Origin of the sequence: Kineothrix sp. MB12-C1, assembly GCF_030863805.1 — a bacterium.
GTDB lineage: Bacteria > Bacillota > Clostridia > Lachnospirales > Lachnospiraceae > Kineothrix.
This window is the reverse complement of record NZ_CP132957.1, coordinates 2,119,924-2,138,285: the sequence shown is the minus strand read 5'-3', so window position 1 is coordinate 2,138,285 and position 18,362 is coordinate 2,119,924. Positions and strand designations below refer to the sequence as shown.

Here is an 18,362-nt window from a genome sequence, read left to right as displayed (position 1 = left end):
GAATACCCCCCATATCGTAGTTCTATCCTATCTTATGAGATAATGGGGTAAAGTATTCACATATTGTTACCATTCAACCTATCAGCCTCATAGTAACCGCATATTCCAAAAGCTTCTCCTTCGTGTTAAGTTCCGGCTCCTCCAATACCGCTTCCAGCAATTGATTCAGCACTTCACCCAACTCTTTTCCCGGCTTCATGCCCGCTTCTATCAAGTCCCTTCCCGTTACAGCCAGAGTCTTAAGACAAACACACTCTCCTGCCATCCGCACATCCGTATAGATTCCTTCCAGAAGGGTAAGGTGATTTAACTTCTCATCTCTTTTATAACTGCTCTGTGCCAGGATATCGGCACGCTTTACGGCAATATAACCTGGGAAGATATCTTCTCCCATCTTATTGATAGCCCTTCTAACTTCCCGGGGAGATACCGGTATATCATAATCATGGTAGCGTACAAGCTTCACTACCTTATCCATCGTATCATTATCAAATTTCAGGCGGTGAAGCACTTCTTTCGTAATTCGTTCACTCGCCGGCACATGGCGGTAGAAATGATCAATACCGTCGGAATCCGTAGTTCTCGTCTCCGGCTTCCCCATATCATGGAACAGCATAGCAAGCCGCAATACCTTATCGGCTTCCACCATCTTCATAGAATATAACGTATGCTCACCAACTGAATAGCTATGATGAGGGTTATTCTGTTCCGTCTCCATACAGCGATCGAATTCGGGCAGGACAATCTTCGTAATCCCTGTTTCATAGCATGTCCGAAGGTCATCCGGATGCTCAGAAACCAACAGCTTTATCAATTCTGTCCGGATTCGTTCCGCACTGATATGGATTAGATTCTCCGCCATCTCTTCTATCGCTTTCTTCGTATCATCATCGATGGCATAGCCAAGCTGGGCTGAGAATCGCACTGCCCTCATCATACGAAGCGCATCCTCAGTAAAACGCTCCCTCGGGTCGCCCACACAGCGAATCAGCCCTCTTTCTATATCTTCCATGCCACTAAATACATCGACCAGCCCATATCTATCATTATATGCCATAGCATTAATGGTAAAGTCTCTTCTTCGCAGGTCCTCTTCGATATCAGAGGTAAAAGTGACCTCCTTCGGATGCCTGCTGTCCTCATACTCTCCATCAATCCGGTAGGTGGTCACCTCGAAGCTTTCTTTATCCATAAGAACAGTTATCGTTCCATGCTGCAGTCCGGTATCCACAGTTCTCCTGAATAGTTCTTTTATCTTTTCCGGCTTAGCCGAAGTCGTAATATCCCAATCATCCGGCAGGCGTCTCAGGAGGGAATCCCTCACACAGCCGCCCACCGCATATGCCTCATATCCCGCATTCTCTATGACCGTTATTATCTCTTTCACCTTTTCCGGCAGTTCAATTATCATACAAATAGTCAGCCCTTTCCTACGGTGATGGGATGTTCACTATATCCCTTACACTAACCGCTCCGTCTCCCTGGCGATGGCCATCTCCTCATCGGTAGGCACTATCATAGTTACTACTTTAGAACCCTCGTTGGAGAGAATGACTTCTTGACCGCGCAGTTTATTCTTCTCTTCATCGATATTAGTTCCGAGAAAACCAATATACTGTCCGATAAGCTGACGCACTTGGGAGTTATTTTCTCCTGCACCTGCAGTAAAAACGATGGCATCCACACCATTCATGGCTGCTGCATAAGCTCCAATATATTTTCCCACCCGATAAGCATAGGTGTCCAGAGCGATCTTCGCACTTTCATTTCCGGCCTCTGCTGACTCTGCCAGATCCCTAAAATCACTGGACAATCCTCCGGACAGCCCAAGCACACCCGATTTCTTATTGCAGATATCGATTACTTCTTCTGCAGATATCTGTTCCTTCTTACTAATGAATGAGATAATGGCTGGGTCCATATCCCCGCTTCTCGTTCCCATAATCAGTCCTTCCAATGGGGTCAAGCCCATAGAAGTATCCACCGATTCTCCATTTTTCACAGCCGATACGCTCGCTCCATTGCCCAAGTGACAGACAATAATCTTTAGATCCTTCCTATCTTTACCGAGAATCTGAGCTGCCCTTGCGGATACAAAGTCATGGCTCGTTCCATGGAAACCATAGCGGCGCACCTTATGTTTTTCGTAATATTCGTAGGGAAGACCATACATATACGCCTTTTTCGGCATCGTCTGATGAAAAGCAGTATCGAACACACCCACCATAGGTACATTCGGCATTACTTCCTTACAAGAGCGGATACCGATCAGGTTAGCCGGATTATGCAAAGGCGCAAGGTCACAACATTCCTCCACTTCCCGCTGCACCTCATCTGTAATAAGAACGGAAGAGGAGAACTTCTCTCCACCATGAACGATACGGTGCCCTACTGCATCGATTTCCTCAAGAGAGTGAATCACCCCTGTCTGCTCGTCCATTAGGCTCTCGATCATTAACTTCACTGCTGCTGTATGATCCGGCATGTCCTTTTCCCAGCGAATCTTCTCGCCATCTGCCGGCTGATGGATAATAGCCCCACCATTTATTCCAATTCTCTCACAAAGGCCTTTCGCCAATACTTCTTCACTTTTACTATTAATCAATTGATATTTTAAAGATGAACTTCCACAATTAATAACTAGTATATTCATACGTTTCTCCTTTTTTTTCCGCTTTCTATATAAATTTTTGTAAACAATATCCTTAGATATTCATTTTATTATACGAAAAATCATATTTTCATTCAAGCATTACCAACTAATTTCCTTTCTAACTTTATATCCAAATAAGTAATTACGAAATTCATTAACTTTCATAATTTTATATATAATTCATAAAATTAGAAGTAGAAAGAATCGTGGGAAAGATTTTTACAACTTATCTGGTTCGTAATCACCTATTTACATCCAAATTTAATATATATTTCTCGTTATATCTTTCACAATGATAATCCTTTATTTCTACTCGAATTTGTTTTATAATTTATATAATAAAAAGTACAAAAAGTGTAAAAAATCCTACTAGTAATAAGAATCCTAATATGGTACTATATAAAGATAGTAATCATTACTATTTTAGTGATTGCTTTTTGGACAAACAAAAGGAGGTTCCAACATGGCACGAACAAAGAAAACAATGGATGGTAATCAAGCTGCCGCACATGTGTCTTATGCATATAGTGATGTAGCTGCGATTTACCCAATTACCCCTTCCTCCACTATGGCGGAGGTGACGGACGAATGGGCTACTGAAGGTCGGAAGAATATCTTCGGTCAGACCGTTAAGGTGACGGAGATGCAATCAGAAGCCGGTGCTGCTGGTGCCGTTCACGGTTCCCTCGCTGCAGGTGCGCTGACAACTACCTTCACTGCTTCACAGGGACTTTTGCTTATGATCCCCAACCTGTATAAAATTGCCGGCGAACTCTTACCCGGTGTTTTTAATGTTGCGGCAAGAACCATAGCAACTCATGCGCTCTCCATATTCGGAGACCATTCCGACATATATTCTGCTCGTCAGACCGGTGTAGCAATACTTGCCAGCGGCAGCGTGCAGGAAGTTATGGATTTAACCCCCATAGCACACCTTACCGCAATTACGGGAAAAGTTCCTTTCATTAACTTTTTCGATGGTTTCCGCACCTCTCATGAAATGCAGAAGGTCGAAGTATGGGATTATGAAGATTTGAAGAGCCTTCTGGACATGGATGCTGTTATGGCATTCAGAAGAAATGCACTGAATCCAAATCATGCAAGAATTATGGGTTCCGCACAGAACCCGGATATCTACTTCCAGGCAAGAGAAGCAAGCAATAGCTATTATAATGCGTTACCTGCCATGGTAGAATCCTACATGGGCAAAATCAATGAAAAGCTCGGCACTAACTACGGCCTGTTCAATTATTATGGCGCTGAGGATGCTACTCATATCATTATTGCCATGGGTTCCGTATGCGAAACAATTAAAGAGACGATTGATCACTTGAATAAAAGCGGACAAAAGACAGGTCTTGTTGAAGTTCATCTTTACCGTCCTTTCAGCGCAGAACACTTGCTCAATGTGATTCCTGATTCTGTAGGTCAGATTACCGTACTTGACCGTACCAAAGAACCCGGTGCTATCGGCGAGCCTCTTTATCTTGATGTTATTGCAGCACTGCGCGATACGAAGTTCCACAACACTCCGGTTCTCTCCGGCAGATATGGACTCAGTTCCAAGAATACAACTCCCAGCCAGATCAATGCAGTATTCCAGAATACTCCTGAGAACGGCAAGAAAGTATTTACCATAGGTATCGTTGATGATGTTACTCATTTATCTTTGGATATTACAGAAAAGGTTCATGCTGAACCCGAAAGTACCATCGGCTGTAAATTCTGGGGCCTGGGCGGTGACGGAACAGTCAGCGCAAATAAGAGCTCCATTAAGATTATCGGTAACCATACCGACAAATATGTTCAGGCATATTTCGACTATGACTCGAAAAAGTCCAGAGGTATTACCGTATCTCATTTAAGATTCGGCGATGTTCCGATTCGTTCCACTTATCTGGTAGACCGTGCGAATTTCGTTGCCTGCCATAACCCGACTTACCTTCACAAGTACAATATGGTACAGGACCTGAAGGATGGAGGTACTTTCCTTCTTAACTGCTATTGGAAAGAGAAAGAATTGGATGAGTATATTCCCGGTCAGGTAAAACGCTATATTGCAGAACACAATATTAACTTCTATATTATCGATGCGATAGAAATCGGTAAAGAAATAGGATTAAATGATAAGATCAGTACGATCTTACAGGCGGCGTTCTTCCGCCTTGCCAACATCATTCCGATTGAGGAAGTTCGCCAGCTTATGAAGGATGCTGCTGAAGTGAGCTATCGCAAAAAGGGTGATAAAATCGTTCAGATGAACTTCGATGCTATTGATAGGGGTATCGATGGTGTTGTAAAAGTTAATGTACCGGATGAATGGAAAAATGCAGATTATGAACCATTAGATGCTTCACTGCTTCCTGACCGTCCGGAGGTTCTCGACTTCGTGGAACACATTCAGAAGCTTGTAAATGCTCAGGAAGGTAACTCTCTCCCTGTGTCTGCTTTCACTAAATATGCAGATGGTTCTACTCCCTCGGGAAGCGCGGCCCACGAAAGAAGAAATGTAACAACAGAAGTTCCTGAGTGGATTCCGGAAAATTGTATTCAGTGTAACCGCTGTGCATTCGTATGTCCTCACGCTGTTATCCGCCCTGCGGCTATGACAGAAGAAGAAAAGGCAAATGCACCGGAAGGTATGGAATTCCTGCCTATGCTCGGCATGCCTGGATATGTATTCTCCATCAATGTATCCGAGGTGGATTGTACCGGATGCGGCTCCTGTGCGAGCGTATGCCCGGGTAAACAAGGACAGAAAGCCCTTGTTATGTGCCCGATCAATGAGCACGAAGAAAGACAGCAGTATTTCGATTATGCGAAGTCTCTTCCTGTTAAGACAGAAGCTGTGGAGAAATTCAAAGAAACAACCGTAAAGGGAAGCCAGTTCAAACGTCCTCTGTTAGAATTCTCCGGAGCATGTGCCGGCTGTGGCGAGACCCCTTACGCGAGATTAGTTACACAATTATTCGGAGAGAGAATGTATATCGCTAACGCTACCGGCTGTTCTTCTATTTGGGGCAACTCCTCTCCTTCGACACCTTATACAACCAACGCATTAGGGCAGGGACCTGCTTGGTCTAACTCTCTCTTCGAGGATGCTGCTGAATTCGGTTACGGAATGCTTCTCGCTCAAAGAGCGATTCGCGGACGTCTGAAAGAAGAAATCGAAGCACTTGCAGATAGTGCAGGCGGCGAGCTTGCAGATGCTGCTAAAGGATGGGTAGACACCTTCTACAATGGAGCATTGAACGGAACAGCTACCGATAAACTAATTGCTGCCCTCGAAAACAGTCAGGCTGCCGAATCAAAAGAATTATTAAAAGAGAAGGATTTCTTCTCCAAGAAGTCTCAGTGGATCTTCGGTGGTGACGGATGGGCTTATGATATTGGCTTCGGAGGTCTCGACCATGTATTGGCAAGCGGGCAGGATATCAATATCATGGTAATGGATACAGAGGTGTATTCCAATACGGGCGGACAGTCCTCCAAGGCTACACCTACCGGTTCTATCGCTAAGTTCGCATCCGGTGGTAAGCTTGTGAAGAAGAAAGACCTTGCAAGCATCGCTATGAGCTATGGTTATGTATACGTAGCACAGATTGCCATGGGAGCAGACTACAACCAGACCGTTAAGGTTATCGCAGAAGCAGAAGCATATGACGGACCTTCCTTGATTATTGCTTATGCACCTTGTATCAGTCACGGAATCCGTTCCGGTATGGGAAGCTCACAGCAGGAAGAAGCTAAGGCTGTTGCATCTGGATATTGGCACTTATTCCGCTACAATCCGGCTCTTAAGGATGAAGGTAAGAATCCGTTTACCTTAGATAGCAAAGAACCTACCATCGCTTATGAAGAGTTCTTAGCTGGCGAGAACAGATATGATATGCTTAGACGTTCTAACCCTGAGAAAGCGGATGAATTATTCAGCGCTGCAGCTAAGGATGCAAAAGAACGATTTGAATATTTGAGCAGACTCGTGAAGTTACACAGTGTAGAGGAAGCTGAATAAATAGCCTTTTTATCGTTAAAGTTGCGAAGTAGCTGTTTATAAAACAACTGGTCATAAATAATTAGGTAACTAATTATTATAATATTTTAAAGAAAGGATATATGAATTATGAAAAAATATGTATGTACAGCGTGCGGTTATATCTATGACCCAGAAATTGGCGACTCCGATGGAGATATCGCTCCCGGCACACCTTTTGATGCGCTTCCGGACGAGTGGGTATGCCCTCTTTGCGGCCTCGGAAAAGATGCTTTTGAAGAAGCATAAAAATTGTAAATTGTAAAAAGAAACTGCCGGGAACGATAATTGCTCCCGGCAGTTTTTTACATCTATCAATTTTAATATGCTTTTCCCCAGTAAACCATTTTCTTTGCAGGCTTTCCACAGTATACACACGTATCCGATAAGCATTCCTGCTCATAAGGCATACAGCGGCTGGTAACGCTCATATCTTCTTTTATCTTTTCTTCACATTCCCTTTCTCCACACCACATCGCTTTTACAAATCCAGTTTTTTCTGAAAAAGTTTCTATAAACGCTTCCTTCGTTCTCGCTTCATAGGTATGAGATGCCAAATGTGCTTTCGCTTTGTAGTACATACTCTCCTGAACGCTTTTAAGAATATCCTCTACTGCTTTTTCCAAATCGTCCAGATTAACTTCCACCTTTTCTCCATTATCACGGCGGCAGATTATACATTTACCGGCTTCAATATCCTTCGGCCCAATTTCAATTCGAATCGGAATACCTCTCATCTCCTGCTCCGAGAACTTCCAACCGGGACTCTTATCGGAATCATCCACCTTCACACGGAAGTTTCCGAGCCTTGCTTTCAGTTCATAAGCCTTATCGAGGACACCCTCCTTCTTCTGCTGAATAGGAATAATCATCACCTGTGTAGGTGCCACCTTAGGAGGTAATACCAGACCAGAGTTATCTCCGTGTACCATGATAATAGCACCGATGATTCTTGTGGACATTCCCCAGGATGTCTGGTGTACATATTTCAACGTATTATCCTTATCTGTGAATTGAATGCCGAATGCCTTAGCGAATCCATCTCCAAAGTTATGGCTCGTTCCTGACTGCAGAGCCTTACCATCGTGCATCAGTGCCTCAATCGTATAGGTTGATTCCGCTCCTGCGAACTTCTCCTTCTCAGTCTTGCGTCCCTTTACCACAGGAATTGCCAATACATCTGCACAGAACTGCGCATATACATCGAGCATCTGTTCCGTTCTTTCCTGTGCTTCCTCTGCTGTACTGTGAGCCGTATGGCCTTCCTGCCATAAGAACTCTCTGGAGCGCAGGAATGGTCTCGTTTCTTTCTCCCAACGAACTACGCTGCACCACTGGTTATAAACTCTCGGCAAATCTCTATAGGAGTGGATATCTCCTTTATAAAAATCACAGAAAAGCGTTTCAGACGTCGGTCTTACACACATTCTTTCCTGTAAAGGATTCAAACCGCCATGAGTTACCCATGCCACCTCAGGTGCAAAACCTTCCACATGGTCTTTTTCCTTCTCTAAAAGGCTTTCAGGAATAAACATGGGCATATATACATTCTCCACCCCTGTCGCCTTGAACATATCATCGAGCTGCCTTTGAACCAATTCCCAGATTGCATAGCCTGCCGGCTTGAATACCATACAACCTTTTACATTGGAGTAATCGATTAACTCCGCTTTCTTCACAACATCGGTATACCATTGTGCGAAGTCTTCTTCCATAGACGTTATCGCTTCTACTAATTTCTTATCAGCCATTTCTTTCTCCTTTTTCTTTACTCCTTATTGCTCCCACTCTCGCGGTCAAATATCTTGGCAGCACAGCTTTTGCTTGGTGCGCTTAGCTGCACCTCCTGCACAGGGTACTTTTATTTTATAGGATTAGCAGTTTTACACTTTAATGTAACAAGGTCTTTCCTATTACACAAAAAAAGCCGAGCCTTCTGTCCCCAATAGGGACCGAAATCTCGGCGTTACCACCCTTATTAATGCTATGCGTCACAAGTAATCTATGCCCGCATCTTATTGCATTCCTCTTATCCTACCGTTAACGCCGGTGTTACGCCGTATTTTTTATTCATACGGAGCTCCAAGGCCGGTTCGGGATACTTTCGTAAGAACCTCACACCAAATGGCTCTCTCTCTGATACGCTCGCTAATCCGTACTATTCCTCTTCTTCGCTGCTTCCTATTTGTGATTTAGATTTTAGGAGAAAAATAAGAATTTGTCAACTGTTTCTTATAATCTCTTATAGACTTACCTGTATACTTCTTAAAACAGTTACTAAAATAATATGCGTCCGGTATCCCTACTGCCTCTGCTATTCTTCTTCCGTTTCCTTATATTCTAAAATATCCCCGGGTTGGCAATTCAGAACCCTACAGATTGCATCGAGCGTTGAAAATCGAATCGCACTTATTTTCCCTGTTTTAATTTTAGATAAATTAACATTGGAAATACCTACCTTATCTGCCAACTCATTTAAGGATATTTTACGGTCCGCCATTACGCGATCTAATCTTAAGATAATAGCCATCTATCATACCCCTTATCCAATTTATAATGTTTCGTCTTCATTTCGCTGCAATTCTACGCCTCTCCTAAAGATATCGCTTAATACAATAATAAGCAAACCAATAAATATCCACTGCAGCTCCAAAGGATTGTGAAAATATAACTTATGGAAGTTGAAAAATCCCAGAAGTAATTGCCTGATTAATTTCCCGAAAAATCCCATCAATATGAATATAATACCGATGTTTCTAATATAAGCCGGCATATCGGGAGAAAAAGGAGTATAAAAGTTATTAATTATTCTAAGTATCTTCCGCCCATAAATCATAATAGCAAGAAAGGGAATAGAATTGCTAATAATATAACTTACTCCTGCCGATAGAACGAAAATGGCATTATTCTCGATGGTATGGTAAAAGGGCATATCTTCAAACTTAACTTCCCCATATCCGATTAACATATTATATCTGTAGGAATATCCGGTATTCATTATAGATATCATATCAGGAGATAGTAGACTTTGCCCAATACTGATAATTCCTATAACAACCTCCAGGATAAAATTTAAAAAGAATAAATAAAATAAGAAAGATATCCAAAAATTTCTTTTACTTCCTCGATTCGCCCGCATCATCTCAATCCCCCATTAACATAAGATAGAAAATTACAGTTTCACATACTCACGGAAATATACCTCAACTTTATATTCTTATCATATGCTACGAGTTATCATATGTCAATATATTTATTATATTTATAGATAATAATTTAACGCTAATCATTAAATATGTCCATTATTAGTTAAGGTCGATCGAGTGATTGAAATTCTCCCTTCTTCTCCTTCTTTCCTTCCCGCATCAGGCTCTCACCCATTCCTATTAGAAGAAATACGAAGGGTGTACTCAGAATCTGTTGGAAGCTCACGATATTATGTATGGTATAGGAAAATGCACTAATTGCAAATATGTATAAATATAGCTGTCTTTTATCCCCTTCTCTTTTTTCTTTTAGGCTGACAGTTATTCTTTCTGCCCGATATATAAATCTAATCCATACGCTAACAAATATCCCGGCATATCCTATAAGACCTATTATTCCATGATTCACCAACACAGTGAGCCATTCGTTATGGGCATTGGTTAATCTCGATGTGCCGAATTGATCCACCACTTTCTCCGTAACTTCCGGCAGCATATAGAGGTAAGAAGCAAAGCTGTCCGGTCCTACCCCTATCAACTTATTGCTAAGGGGCATTTCTCCGAATATATTTGCGCCTGCTGTCCATGTTCCGCCTCTGGAACTTCCCCAATATTCACTGAAGATAAGAATTCGCTGATCTCCCATAAAGCGAATGCCATCTTGCGCACGTGTATTGAGGATTAAGAGCATAGCATAGACTCCTATGATTATCGTAAGTACGAGAAGCGTTATCTGCCGGAGCATCTTATACCTTCCCATGTCCATATCTTTCTTCCTCCCTGCGAGAAGGAGAAGCACATAAACCATTGCCAGAGGAACGATAGCATAGAGAGTAATACGCGTCATGCTCATCCAATCAGCCAGCGTCCCATCATAATAATCAAAACTTTCCGGATACGTGAGACGCCAAAGCCGCAGCCCCTGACAAGTAATACAGAATATAAATGCCAGTTCAAAGAAACGTTTCATTCTCCCTAAACTGCGGAAAGAAAGGCAAAAGAGAACTACATACAATCCTGCCAAAACAATAAAAGCGCTATTACTTCCTTGAGTGACACCTGTAGCAATCCCTATCGCAGTATATAGAGCAGAAGCTATCTTTATCCACCTCTTATCGGTAAGCCAATATAATACGAATCCCACCGGAAAAAGTACGGAAAAATATCCGCAATACCAGTTGATATTTCCCATTGTTGATAAGAACTCCCGGTTTGCTCCTTCTATTATAACCGGATAAATGGAAAACCGATTCAATAAACCGAGTAAAAAGACACCCGCCGATGAGACGGCAAATGCTATCAATATCTTTTCTTCATATTCCCAAAAACGAGAAATCAGAAAATAAAAGACAATAAAAAACAATTGAATAATAAGCCCCATATACCAGCCCTTTTCACCCCAGAGCGCTTCCCTTCTAAACTGTGAACAGAAATAAGAAAGCATTACAGCAACTCCATAAAGTAAAAATGAGCAATCGGTAAACGATAACCTTATATAAGACAAAGTTCCCACGTTCTTTAACCGAAGCAACATACAAAGAGCTGCAAGAGGAACTATAACAAATAAGGCCCCTGTTGTAATCATCTGGTAGAAGAAGAACTTCGAGCTTCCTATTTCCACATATCCATTCTGCATATAAAATGGATAGAAAAAGAAAATAATAAATAAATAGGCCATCAACAATAAAGAAACAGCCTCCTCACAAAATGATAATATATTAAACTTTTCTTCTTTTTCTACCTGCACCTTACTTTTCCCCTTTTCAGTTCGTTTTTCACTTCTTTTATCCTATTATCATAGTTTATCATACTTTAGACGCAAGCGTCCAAAGTATATTTTATGCACACTCGCTTTGCTCGGCGCAGTATAATTCCACCTATCCTATTGCATGGTCAGAAGCTTCCTGAACATTTATTTTCAAGCCTCCGCGGTCTTTTTACTATCTTTTTCCTTACTTTTTCTCAAATATAAATACACTTCGTAAATTGTGATTAAAGCCAAAGGACCTTTAATAATTCCGAAAATTCCAAACACTTTAACTCCTGTATAAACTGCAAATAATATGCATACCGGAAGAATTCCTACTTGTTCTCCAACAAGTTTCGGTTCCAGAAATTCCCTTATAATCACACAGGCCACATAAAGGATCACGCATACTACCGCCTTGGCATAATATCCATTGAGAATCTGCCAAAAGGCGAGGGGCATAAGCACCATACCTGTACCTATAAAGGGGAGCATATCCATAAATCCGGTGAACATACCGAGAAAAATTCCCCCCTCTATTCCCGCACATAACAACGTAACTGTACAAAGCAGGCTTATAATGCCCAATATAATAAGCTGAGTCTTTATAAATACAGCCACATGACAAAAGACCTTTTTTCCTATTTCAAGAACTCCTTGCAACTCCTCATGGTCGCGAAGCTTGTTCATAACCATGGAATAATCTTTTGCCAAAAGAATAGCTGCAATAATCATAATTCCAAAAAAACCAACGACACTTGCTGCATTTTTCACATAGCCTAGAGATTGATCCATCATCTTGGGGACTACCTGCACCTGGAAGTTATTAATAAAAATGTTAACTCTCTCTACAATATATATTTCTATTCCATCACCATCCAAACCGAATCTCTTTCCTATTCCATCACAGCATCCGCTTATAAAGACATAGAACTTCTCCTCAAATAAATCCACATTTCCTAATATTCCCCCTACCTTATGGAAAATGACCATTGCAATTCCCCATAGTACCAATCCCATTGTTATAAATAAGATAAGCAGGATTCCGGCCGTAAGAAATCCCTTCTTAATCCGGAAACTTCTCTGAACTCTTTCTAAAAAAGGATGTAGAATTTTAACAAAGGCGAAGGCAAAAAGAAAAGGAGTAATAAGCGGGCTTAAATATTTAAACCCGATATATACTCCTAATATGACTGCCGCCAATATTAAATATTCTTTTGTTTTTAGAACTACTTTTTTATCCATAGCCAAATCCCCCTATCTTCTATTCTGGGAATTAGTATAGATAATTTTATGCAAATTATAGCTATTGTTTTCAGGGATTCTTTGGGAACACAAATGTGCTTCGCATCATTCATATATCCTTTCCGACCGGATGAAAGTCTTGGAATATATCTGCCTTCGGTAAAATAGAAAACTCCATACGTTTTCCTGTTTTGGGATGTAAAAAAGAAAGACTGTATGCACATAGTGCAACTTCTTTTTTATTGCTCTTAATGCTCTGCTTCACCGAAGATTCACTTCCATATTTGATATCTCCATACAGCGGCATTCCCGCGTGAGCCATCTGTACTCTAATCTGATGATGTCTGCCCGTTTTCAATAGAATATCCACAAGTAAACAAGACATTTCATCCCCTTCATCTTTTTTCTTTTCCTCGAGAATACAGTATACCAGTTCCGCTCGTTTTGCATCTTTCTCATTCTTTTTTGCAATTCTTGAAGTGTTGCTTTTTCCATCCCTTACCAAGTAGTCTACCAATGTATGCTCTATTCCTACCGTTTTCCCATCCTCTATGCTGAATCTCAGTGAATCGGTAAGCACCACCGCATAATAATGTTTCTCCATACTTTGTGTGCTTAACTTCGCCGCCGCTTCTTTCGTTTTACCGAATACGAGAATTCCCTCCACAGGTTGGTCAAGGCGGTGTACTACGCCTAGATAAGGACTTTTTAAATAATTCTTTATACAACTTTCCATATCCGGGCATCCGAGCTTCGCCGTCTGTGTTGCAATACCGGAAGGCTTATGACATACGAGAATCTGCTCATCTTCATATATAATATTATCTTCTTTCAGAACCATTTTATAACCGTATCCCTTTCTATGCATCAATTGTGATACCCGATTATTTTACATGAATCTTCCTATCCTGTCTATTTATTTTCAGAGATGATTCTTGGCTTCCGAGAAATATTAAGAAAATATTTATGTTTGTTATATTGACGCTATATATAGTCAATGCTAAGATAGTAGTTAAGTGAATTTTGTTCGTGGAAGATTTTATTTACAGCTTTGTGGTCTTTGAGGCATACAGGGTAAAAGCTTTTAGGGCGACTATCGGTTACCATTTGGAAATCATTATTTCGATAACCTATATCCGCTATGAAAAGAAATGTGAATTGCTATTTTGTTCGTGACATTAATTTTTAAATTTGAAACTTTACAACCAAAAGAAGATGGTGCTTTTTACAAGGCATTTTCTTCTTATACCCATCTGTTTTTTCAGAATTCCGGAGATATCAAAACATGAAATTCCCAAAGTTATATTCTTTTTCTATGCCTTGGTATTATATGCTTATTTTCCTATTTCTAGCAGGAGAGGCTATCTTATTCCTTATTCTGGGGGAAAATATTTATGTCAGTATGCACGATAATCTGGATTTACATGTTGCCGATTATCATATTCTTTCCTATACCGGTACTTTCTTTTCGCATAATGTAGAACTTCCTCTTTTAAATGGGATAAGCAGGGATTATTTTGCGTCAGAATTCTCCCTTTATAGCTGGCTCTATATCCTACTCCCGACATCGGCTGCATATGTAACTGGCTATTTATTAAAAACTATAATTGCAATAGTATCCTCCGTTCTTTTGGCTAAGGATATCTTAGGGCAAAACTATGGACAATATGAACCAATTGTGGTATTATGCGGTTTCGCTTACGGAGTACTTCCCTTATATCCTACATTTTCTTTTCCTTTTGTATCCCTGCCTTTTGTCATTCTTTTACTCAGAAGGATTTATCGGAAGCCATGTTTTATTACCTACCTTTTATTGTTTTTATATCCGTTGCTATCCTATTTTACCTTTTTCGGATTCTTCATTCTGGCATATTTGGTACTAGCTATCGTTATTCTTTGGATAAAAGATAAAAAGCTGTCATATTCCCTTATCGGCGGTCTTGCCGTATTAACTGCCGGCTTTGTACTTTGGGAATATCGTTTATTTAGTATCATGCTATTCGATTCCACGCTTACCATACGGGAAACAATGGTACAGGGAAGTATGAGCTCTAGGGAAATACTGGCTGCTATAGCAGAGACCTTCGTTATCGGTGTCTTTCATGCGGAGTCTATTCATACATGGTTCGTACTTCCAATTTGTGTGATATATTTTATTCGTTTAAATTACCGTTACATGACAAAGAATAATTATAAGGGAATGAGAACTGATATTTTCAATTGGATTATTGTCTTTCTTTTCTTTAACTGTGTCATTTATGGTTTATATTATCAGGAGCAGTTTAGAAATTTTATAGAAATACTCCTCCCGCCGCTGAAAGGTTTCCAGTTCTCTCGAACGGTTTTCTTCAATCCGTTCCTTTGGTACCTCGCCCTATTTATCATTTTAAAAAGGCTCTATGAGAATCACAGACAGAAAATTGCTCATATTATTGTACTTGTCAGTATTGCCTTTATTCTTCTTACCGGCTCTAAATATAATGATTTATATAATACCGCTTTTAACTATGCTTATCGAATTATCAAACAACAGCCTTCCAATAGTCTAACCTACAAGGAATTCTACTCGGAAGACTTATTCCGCAGCATTATGTCCGACATCGGCTATTCTGGGGAAAAATCAGTGGCATACGGCATGCATCCTGCAGTTCTGGAGTATAACGGTATCTTTACACTCGACGGATGCCTAAGCTATTATCCTCAGGAATATAAAGAGCAATTCCGTACTATTATAGCCCCGGCTCTTGACCGGGTGGAGAGCTTCCGTATCTACTATGACGATTGGGGTGCCAGGGCCTATCTATTTGCCGGTGTGGACGAGAACGTCTACGATCCCGTAAGAAACCTGGAGATATCGGATACCAATTTATATATCGATGCGGATGCTTTTCGCCGGATGGGAGGAACTTATATTTTCTCCCGGCTGAAAATAACAAATGCGGACGAGCTAAAGCTTAACCTACGCAACACCTACACCGATTCCTCCTCACCATACACAATTTATCTTTATGAGGCGTCCCCTCCAGAGATAACCTGAAAGGACTACTATCTATTATGAAACAATATATAAAAATAGCACGCCCCGACCATTGGATTAAAAACTTATTTATTATACCCGGCATTATTGTTGCACTTCTTGTCTTCGGCAGGGATCTGGACAATGTTCGCGGGATAGACTTTTTTCTCGGATTTCTTGCTACCTGCTTTATTTCTTCCGCTAACTATGTAATTAACGAATGGCTGGATGCTGATTTCGATAAATACCATCCCGTGAAAAAAAACCGGCCGGTAGTAACAAGCCATTTGAAATTTACTTATGTAATGGCGGAATATGCTATACTCACTTTGTTAGGATTGGTCCTATCCCTCTTTATTAATCCCTATTTTGTATTAGTTGAAATATGGCTGTTAGTGATGGGACTTTTATATAATGTGCGGCCTTTCCGTACAAAAGATATTCCTTATCTGGATGTACTTTCCGAATCTATCAATAATATTATCCGCCTTTTACTGGGATGGTTCATTATTACGGATCACTATTTTCCTCCGATCAGTATATTGATCGGATACTGGATGTGCGGTGCTTTCCTTATGTCGGTGAAAAGATATGCCGAATATAGGATGATTAATAATCCGGAGATTGCAGGATTATATAGAAAATCCTTCCGTCATTATACGGAACAATCTCTGCTTTGCTCCTCTCTTTTTTATAGTATGTCCGCTACCGTTTTCACCTCTATTTTCATTATTGAATACAGGATTGAATATGTGCTGGCACTTCCTATGCTTATTGGGCTTTTCGTATTATACTTTTATCTTTCTTTCAAAGAAGATTCCGTAGTGCAGAAGCCGGAAAAACTATATAAAGAGAAATCTTTATTATTTTATCTTCTGGCCTTTATAGTTATCTTATTTATTTTGACGTTTATTGACATCCCCATTATGGGCGAATATTTTAGAATTCAGAAACTATAGGAGAAATTGGCTATGGGAAAGAAGAATCTTATTTCTATGCGCAAAGAATTGACAGATTATCATGCCATCATCCTCGATGTGGATGGCACCCTTTACAGCCAGCCTTCTTTGCGGTTTGGCATGATATTCGATTTGCTCAAGCACTACCTTTGCCATCCTCTTCATATCAAGGATATATTCATTATAAAAAGATACCGCTCAGTAAGAGAGCATTGGGATACCCTTGCTATAGATGATTCGGATAATTCCTCTTCTATAGAGGAACTTCAGTATACATATGTGGCACAGCAAATGAATACTTCTCCTTCCCATGTCAAGGAACTTGTCTTATATTGGCTTCATACCCAGCCGCTTAGTCTAATTGTAAAATATAGAGACCGCAAGTTAATCGAACTTATCATGGCCCTGCAGGAAAAAGGAACTACCATTGCTGTTTATTCAGATTATCCCGCTACAGACAAATTAATGGCTCTCAATATTTCATCCGATTATGTATTCTGTGCCTTCGACGAGGAAATCAATTGTATGAAACCGGATCCAAAGGCGATGTATACGATTATGGAGAAGCTTAATGAAGCGCCCCAAAATATATTGATGGTCGGCGACCGTTATTCTAAGGATGGACTAGCCGCTAAAAATGTCGATATAGATTATCTTATTCTTACTAAATTCGTACTTTGCCGCAGAAATTTGCTATACAACTGGATGTGATATTTGGAAAAAAGTGTAGCAAGGTCTCTCATGCTAAATAAAAAAGAATCTGCCCAGTGATATATTATCACCATGCAGATTCTTTTCGTATGTTACACCTTAAAACGGTATCCAACTCCCCAGATTGTCTCAATATATTGGGGCTTTGCCGTATCGAATTCAATTTTCTCGCGAATCTTCTTAATATGAACGGTTACCGTAGCGATATCGCCGATAGAGTCCATATCCCAGATTTCACGAAACAGTTCTTCCTTAGTAAATACATGATTGGGATTCTCCGCCAGGAAGGTGAGTAAATCGAACTCTTTCGTCGTAAAGGTCCTCTCCTCATTATCGATATACACCCTGCGGGCTGTCTTATCGATGCGGATTCCTCTGATTTCTACTATATCGTTAGTCTTCTGATTAGAACCGACAAGTCTGTCATATCTCGCCATATGTGCTTTTACTCGCGCTACTAATTCACTGGGGCTGAAAGGTTTCGTCATATAATCATCCGCACCAAGCCCAAGTCCTCTGATTTTATCGATGTCATCCTTTTTCGCAGAAACCATAAGAATAGGTATATTCTTCTCTTCCCGAATTCTTTTGCATACTTCGAAACCATCTATTCCCGGAAGCATCAAATCTAAAATAATCAAATCGAAGTCCCCGGCTAAGGCTCTTTCCAATCCGCGATCCCCGGAATGCTCTATTTCCACTTCAAAATCACTCAATTCAAGATAATCCTTCTCTAAGTCAGCAATTGCTTCTTCGTCTTCTACAATTAATATTTTACTCATAATAAACAAC

General features: G+C 40.6%; 15 protein-coding genes and 1 other annotated feature. Of the genes, 5 read left to right on the top strand and 10 right to left on the bottom strand.

Annotation, left to right across the window (positions count from 1 at the left end):
* Positions 1–73 precede the first annotated feature (73 nt).
* Together RBB56_RS09900 and RBB56_RS09895 are read right to left on the bottom strand one after the other, a co-directional pair.
* A complete protein-coding gene (locus tag RBB56_RS09900) occupies positions 74–1,411 on the bottom strand; it encodes a CCA tRNA nucleotidyltransferase (RefSeq protein ID WP_306718712.1) in 1,338 nt (445 codons plus the stop codon).
* 48 nt (positions 1,412–1,459) lie between these two features.
* Positions 1,460–2,653, bottom strand: coding sequence for an acetate/propionate family kinase (locus tag RBB56_RS09895; protein WP_306718711.1), 1,194 nt, complete (start codon positions 2,651–2,653; stop codon positions 1,460–1,462).
* A gap of 463 nt (positions 2,654–3,116) precedes the next feature.
* On the opposite strand from RBB56_RS09895, the gene nifJ reads away from it, so the two are divergent.
* Together nifJ and rd are read left to right on the top strand one after the other, a co-directional pair.
* Positions 3,117–6,668 carry a pyruvate:ferredoxin (flavodoxin) oxidoreductase gene (nifJ, locus tag RBB56_RS09890; RefSeq protein WP_306718710.1) on the top strand — a complete coding sequence of 1,184 codons (3,552 nt, stop codon included), beginning with the start codon at positions 3,117–3,119 and terminating at the stop codon, positions 6,666–6,668.
* 108 nt (positions 6,669–6,776) lie between these two features.
* Positions 6,777–6,935 carry a rubredoxin gene (gene rd / locus RBB56_RS09885; RefSeq protein WP_306718708.1) on the top strand — a complete coding sequence of 53 codons (159 nt, stop codon included), beginning with the start codon at positions 6,777–6,779 and terminating at the stop codon, positions 6,933–6,935.
* 71 nt (positions 6,936–7,006) lie between these two features.
* On the opposite strand, the gene proS is transcribed toward rd, so the two are convergent.
* The 7 genes from proS to RBB56_RS09850 form a co-directional block, all read right to left on the bottom strand.
* Positions 7,007–8,437, bottom strand: coding sequence for a proline--tRNA ligase (gene proS / locus RBB56_RS09880; RefSeq protein ID WP_306718706.1), 1,431 nt, complete (start codon positions 8,435–8,437; stop codon positions 7,007–7,009).
* Positions 8,438–8,630: 193 nt separating this feature from the next.
* Positions 8,631–8,867, bottom strand: a binding site (T-box leader).
* Between the two features lie 11 nt (positions 8,868–8,878).
* Entirely contained in the window at positions 8,879–8,986 is a 108-nt protein-coding gene (locus tag RBB56_RS18500) for a hypothetical protein (RefSeq protein WP_306722125.1), read from the bottom strand.
* Between the two features lie 14 nt (positions 8,987–9,000).
* Positions 9,001–9,216: a helix-turn-helix domain-containing protein gene (locus RBB56_RS09870; protein WP_306718705.1), complete on the bottom strand. Its 216-nt coding sequence runs from the start codon at positions 9,214–9,216 to the stop codon at positions 9,001–9,003.
* A 21-nt stretch (positions 9,217–9,237) separates the two neighbouring features.
* The gene (locus RBB56_RS09865) at positions 9,238–9,696 is read right to left on the bottom strand and encodes a DUF2975 domain-containing protein (RefSeq protein WP_306718704.1); all 459 of its coding nucleotides are present in this window, start codon (positions 9,694–9,696) and stop codon (positions 9,238–9,240) included.
* Between the two features lie 299 nt (positions 9,697–9,995).
* Complete coding sequence (locus RBB56_RS09860) at positions 9,996–11,639, bottom strand: O-antigen ligase family protein (protein ID WP_306718703.1); 1,644 nt, start codon at positions 11,637–11,639, stop codon at positions 9,996–9,998.
* Between the two features lie 171 nt (positions 11,640–11,810).
* Positions 11,811–12,884, bottom strand: a complete 1,074-nt coding sequence (locus tag RBB56_RS09855; protein WP_306718702.1) for an AI-2E family transporter — start codon at positions 12,882–12,884, stop codon at positions 11,811–11,813.
* A gap of 109 nt (positions 12,885–12,993) precedes the next feature.
* Complete coding sequence (locus tag RBB56_RS09850) at positions 12,994–13,725, bottom strand: RluA family pseudouridine synthase (RefSeq protein ID WP_306718701.1); 732 nt, start codon at positions 13,723–13,725, stop codon at positions 12,994–12,996.
* Between the two features lie 444 nt (positions 13,726–14,169).
* Between RBB56_RS09850 and RBB56_RS09845 the strand changes: the two genes are divergently transcribed.
* The 3 genes from RBB56_RS09845 to RBB56_RS09835 are packed head-to-tail and all read left to right on the top strand — an operon-like array spanning position 14,170 to position 17,570.
* The gene (locus tag RBB56_RS09845) at positions 14,170–15,921 is read left to right on the top strand and encodes a DUF6044 family protein (protein ID WP_306718700.1); all 1,752 of its coding nucleotides are present in this window, start codon (positions 14,170–14,172) and stop codon (positions 15,919–15,921) included.
* Between the two features lie 17 nt (positions 15,922–15,938).
* Positions 15,939–16,859, top strand: a complete 921-nt coding sequence (locus tag RBB56_RS09840; protein ID WP_306718699.1) for a UbiA prenyltransferase family protein — start codon at positions 15,939–15,941, stop codon at positions 16,857–16,859.
* Between the two features lie 12 nt (positions 16,860–16,871).
* Positions 16,872–17,570, top strand: a complete 699-nt coding sequence (locus RBB56_RS09835; protein WP_306718697.1) for an HAD family hydrolase — start codon at positions 16,872–16,874, stop codon at positions 17,568–17,570.
* Between the two features lie 92 nt (positions 17,571–17,662).
* Here RBB56_RS09835 and RBB56_RS09830 read toward each other — a convergent pair whose 3' ends face one another.
* The gene (locus RBB56_RS09830) at positions 17,663–18,352 is read right to left on the bottom strand and encodes a response regulator transcription factor (RefSeq protein WP_306718696.1); all 690 of its coding nucleotides are present in this window, start codon (positions 18,350–18,352) and stop codon (positions 17,663–17,665) included.
* Positions 18,353–18,362 lie beyond the last annotated feature (10 nt).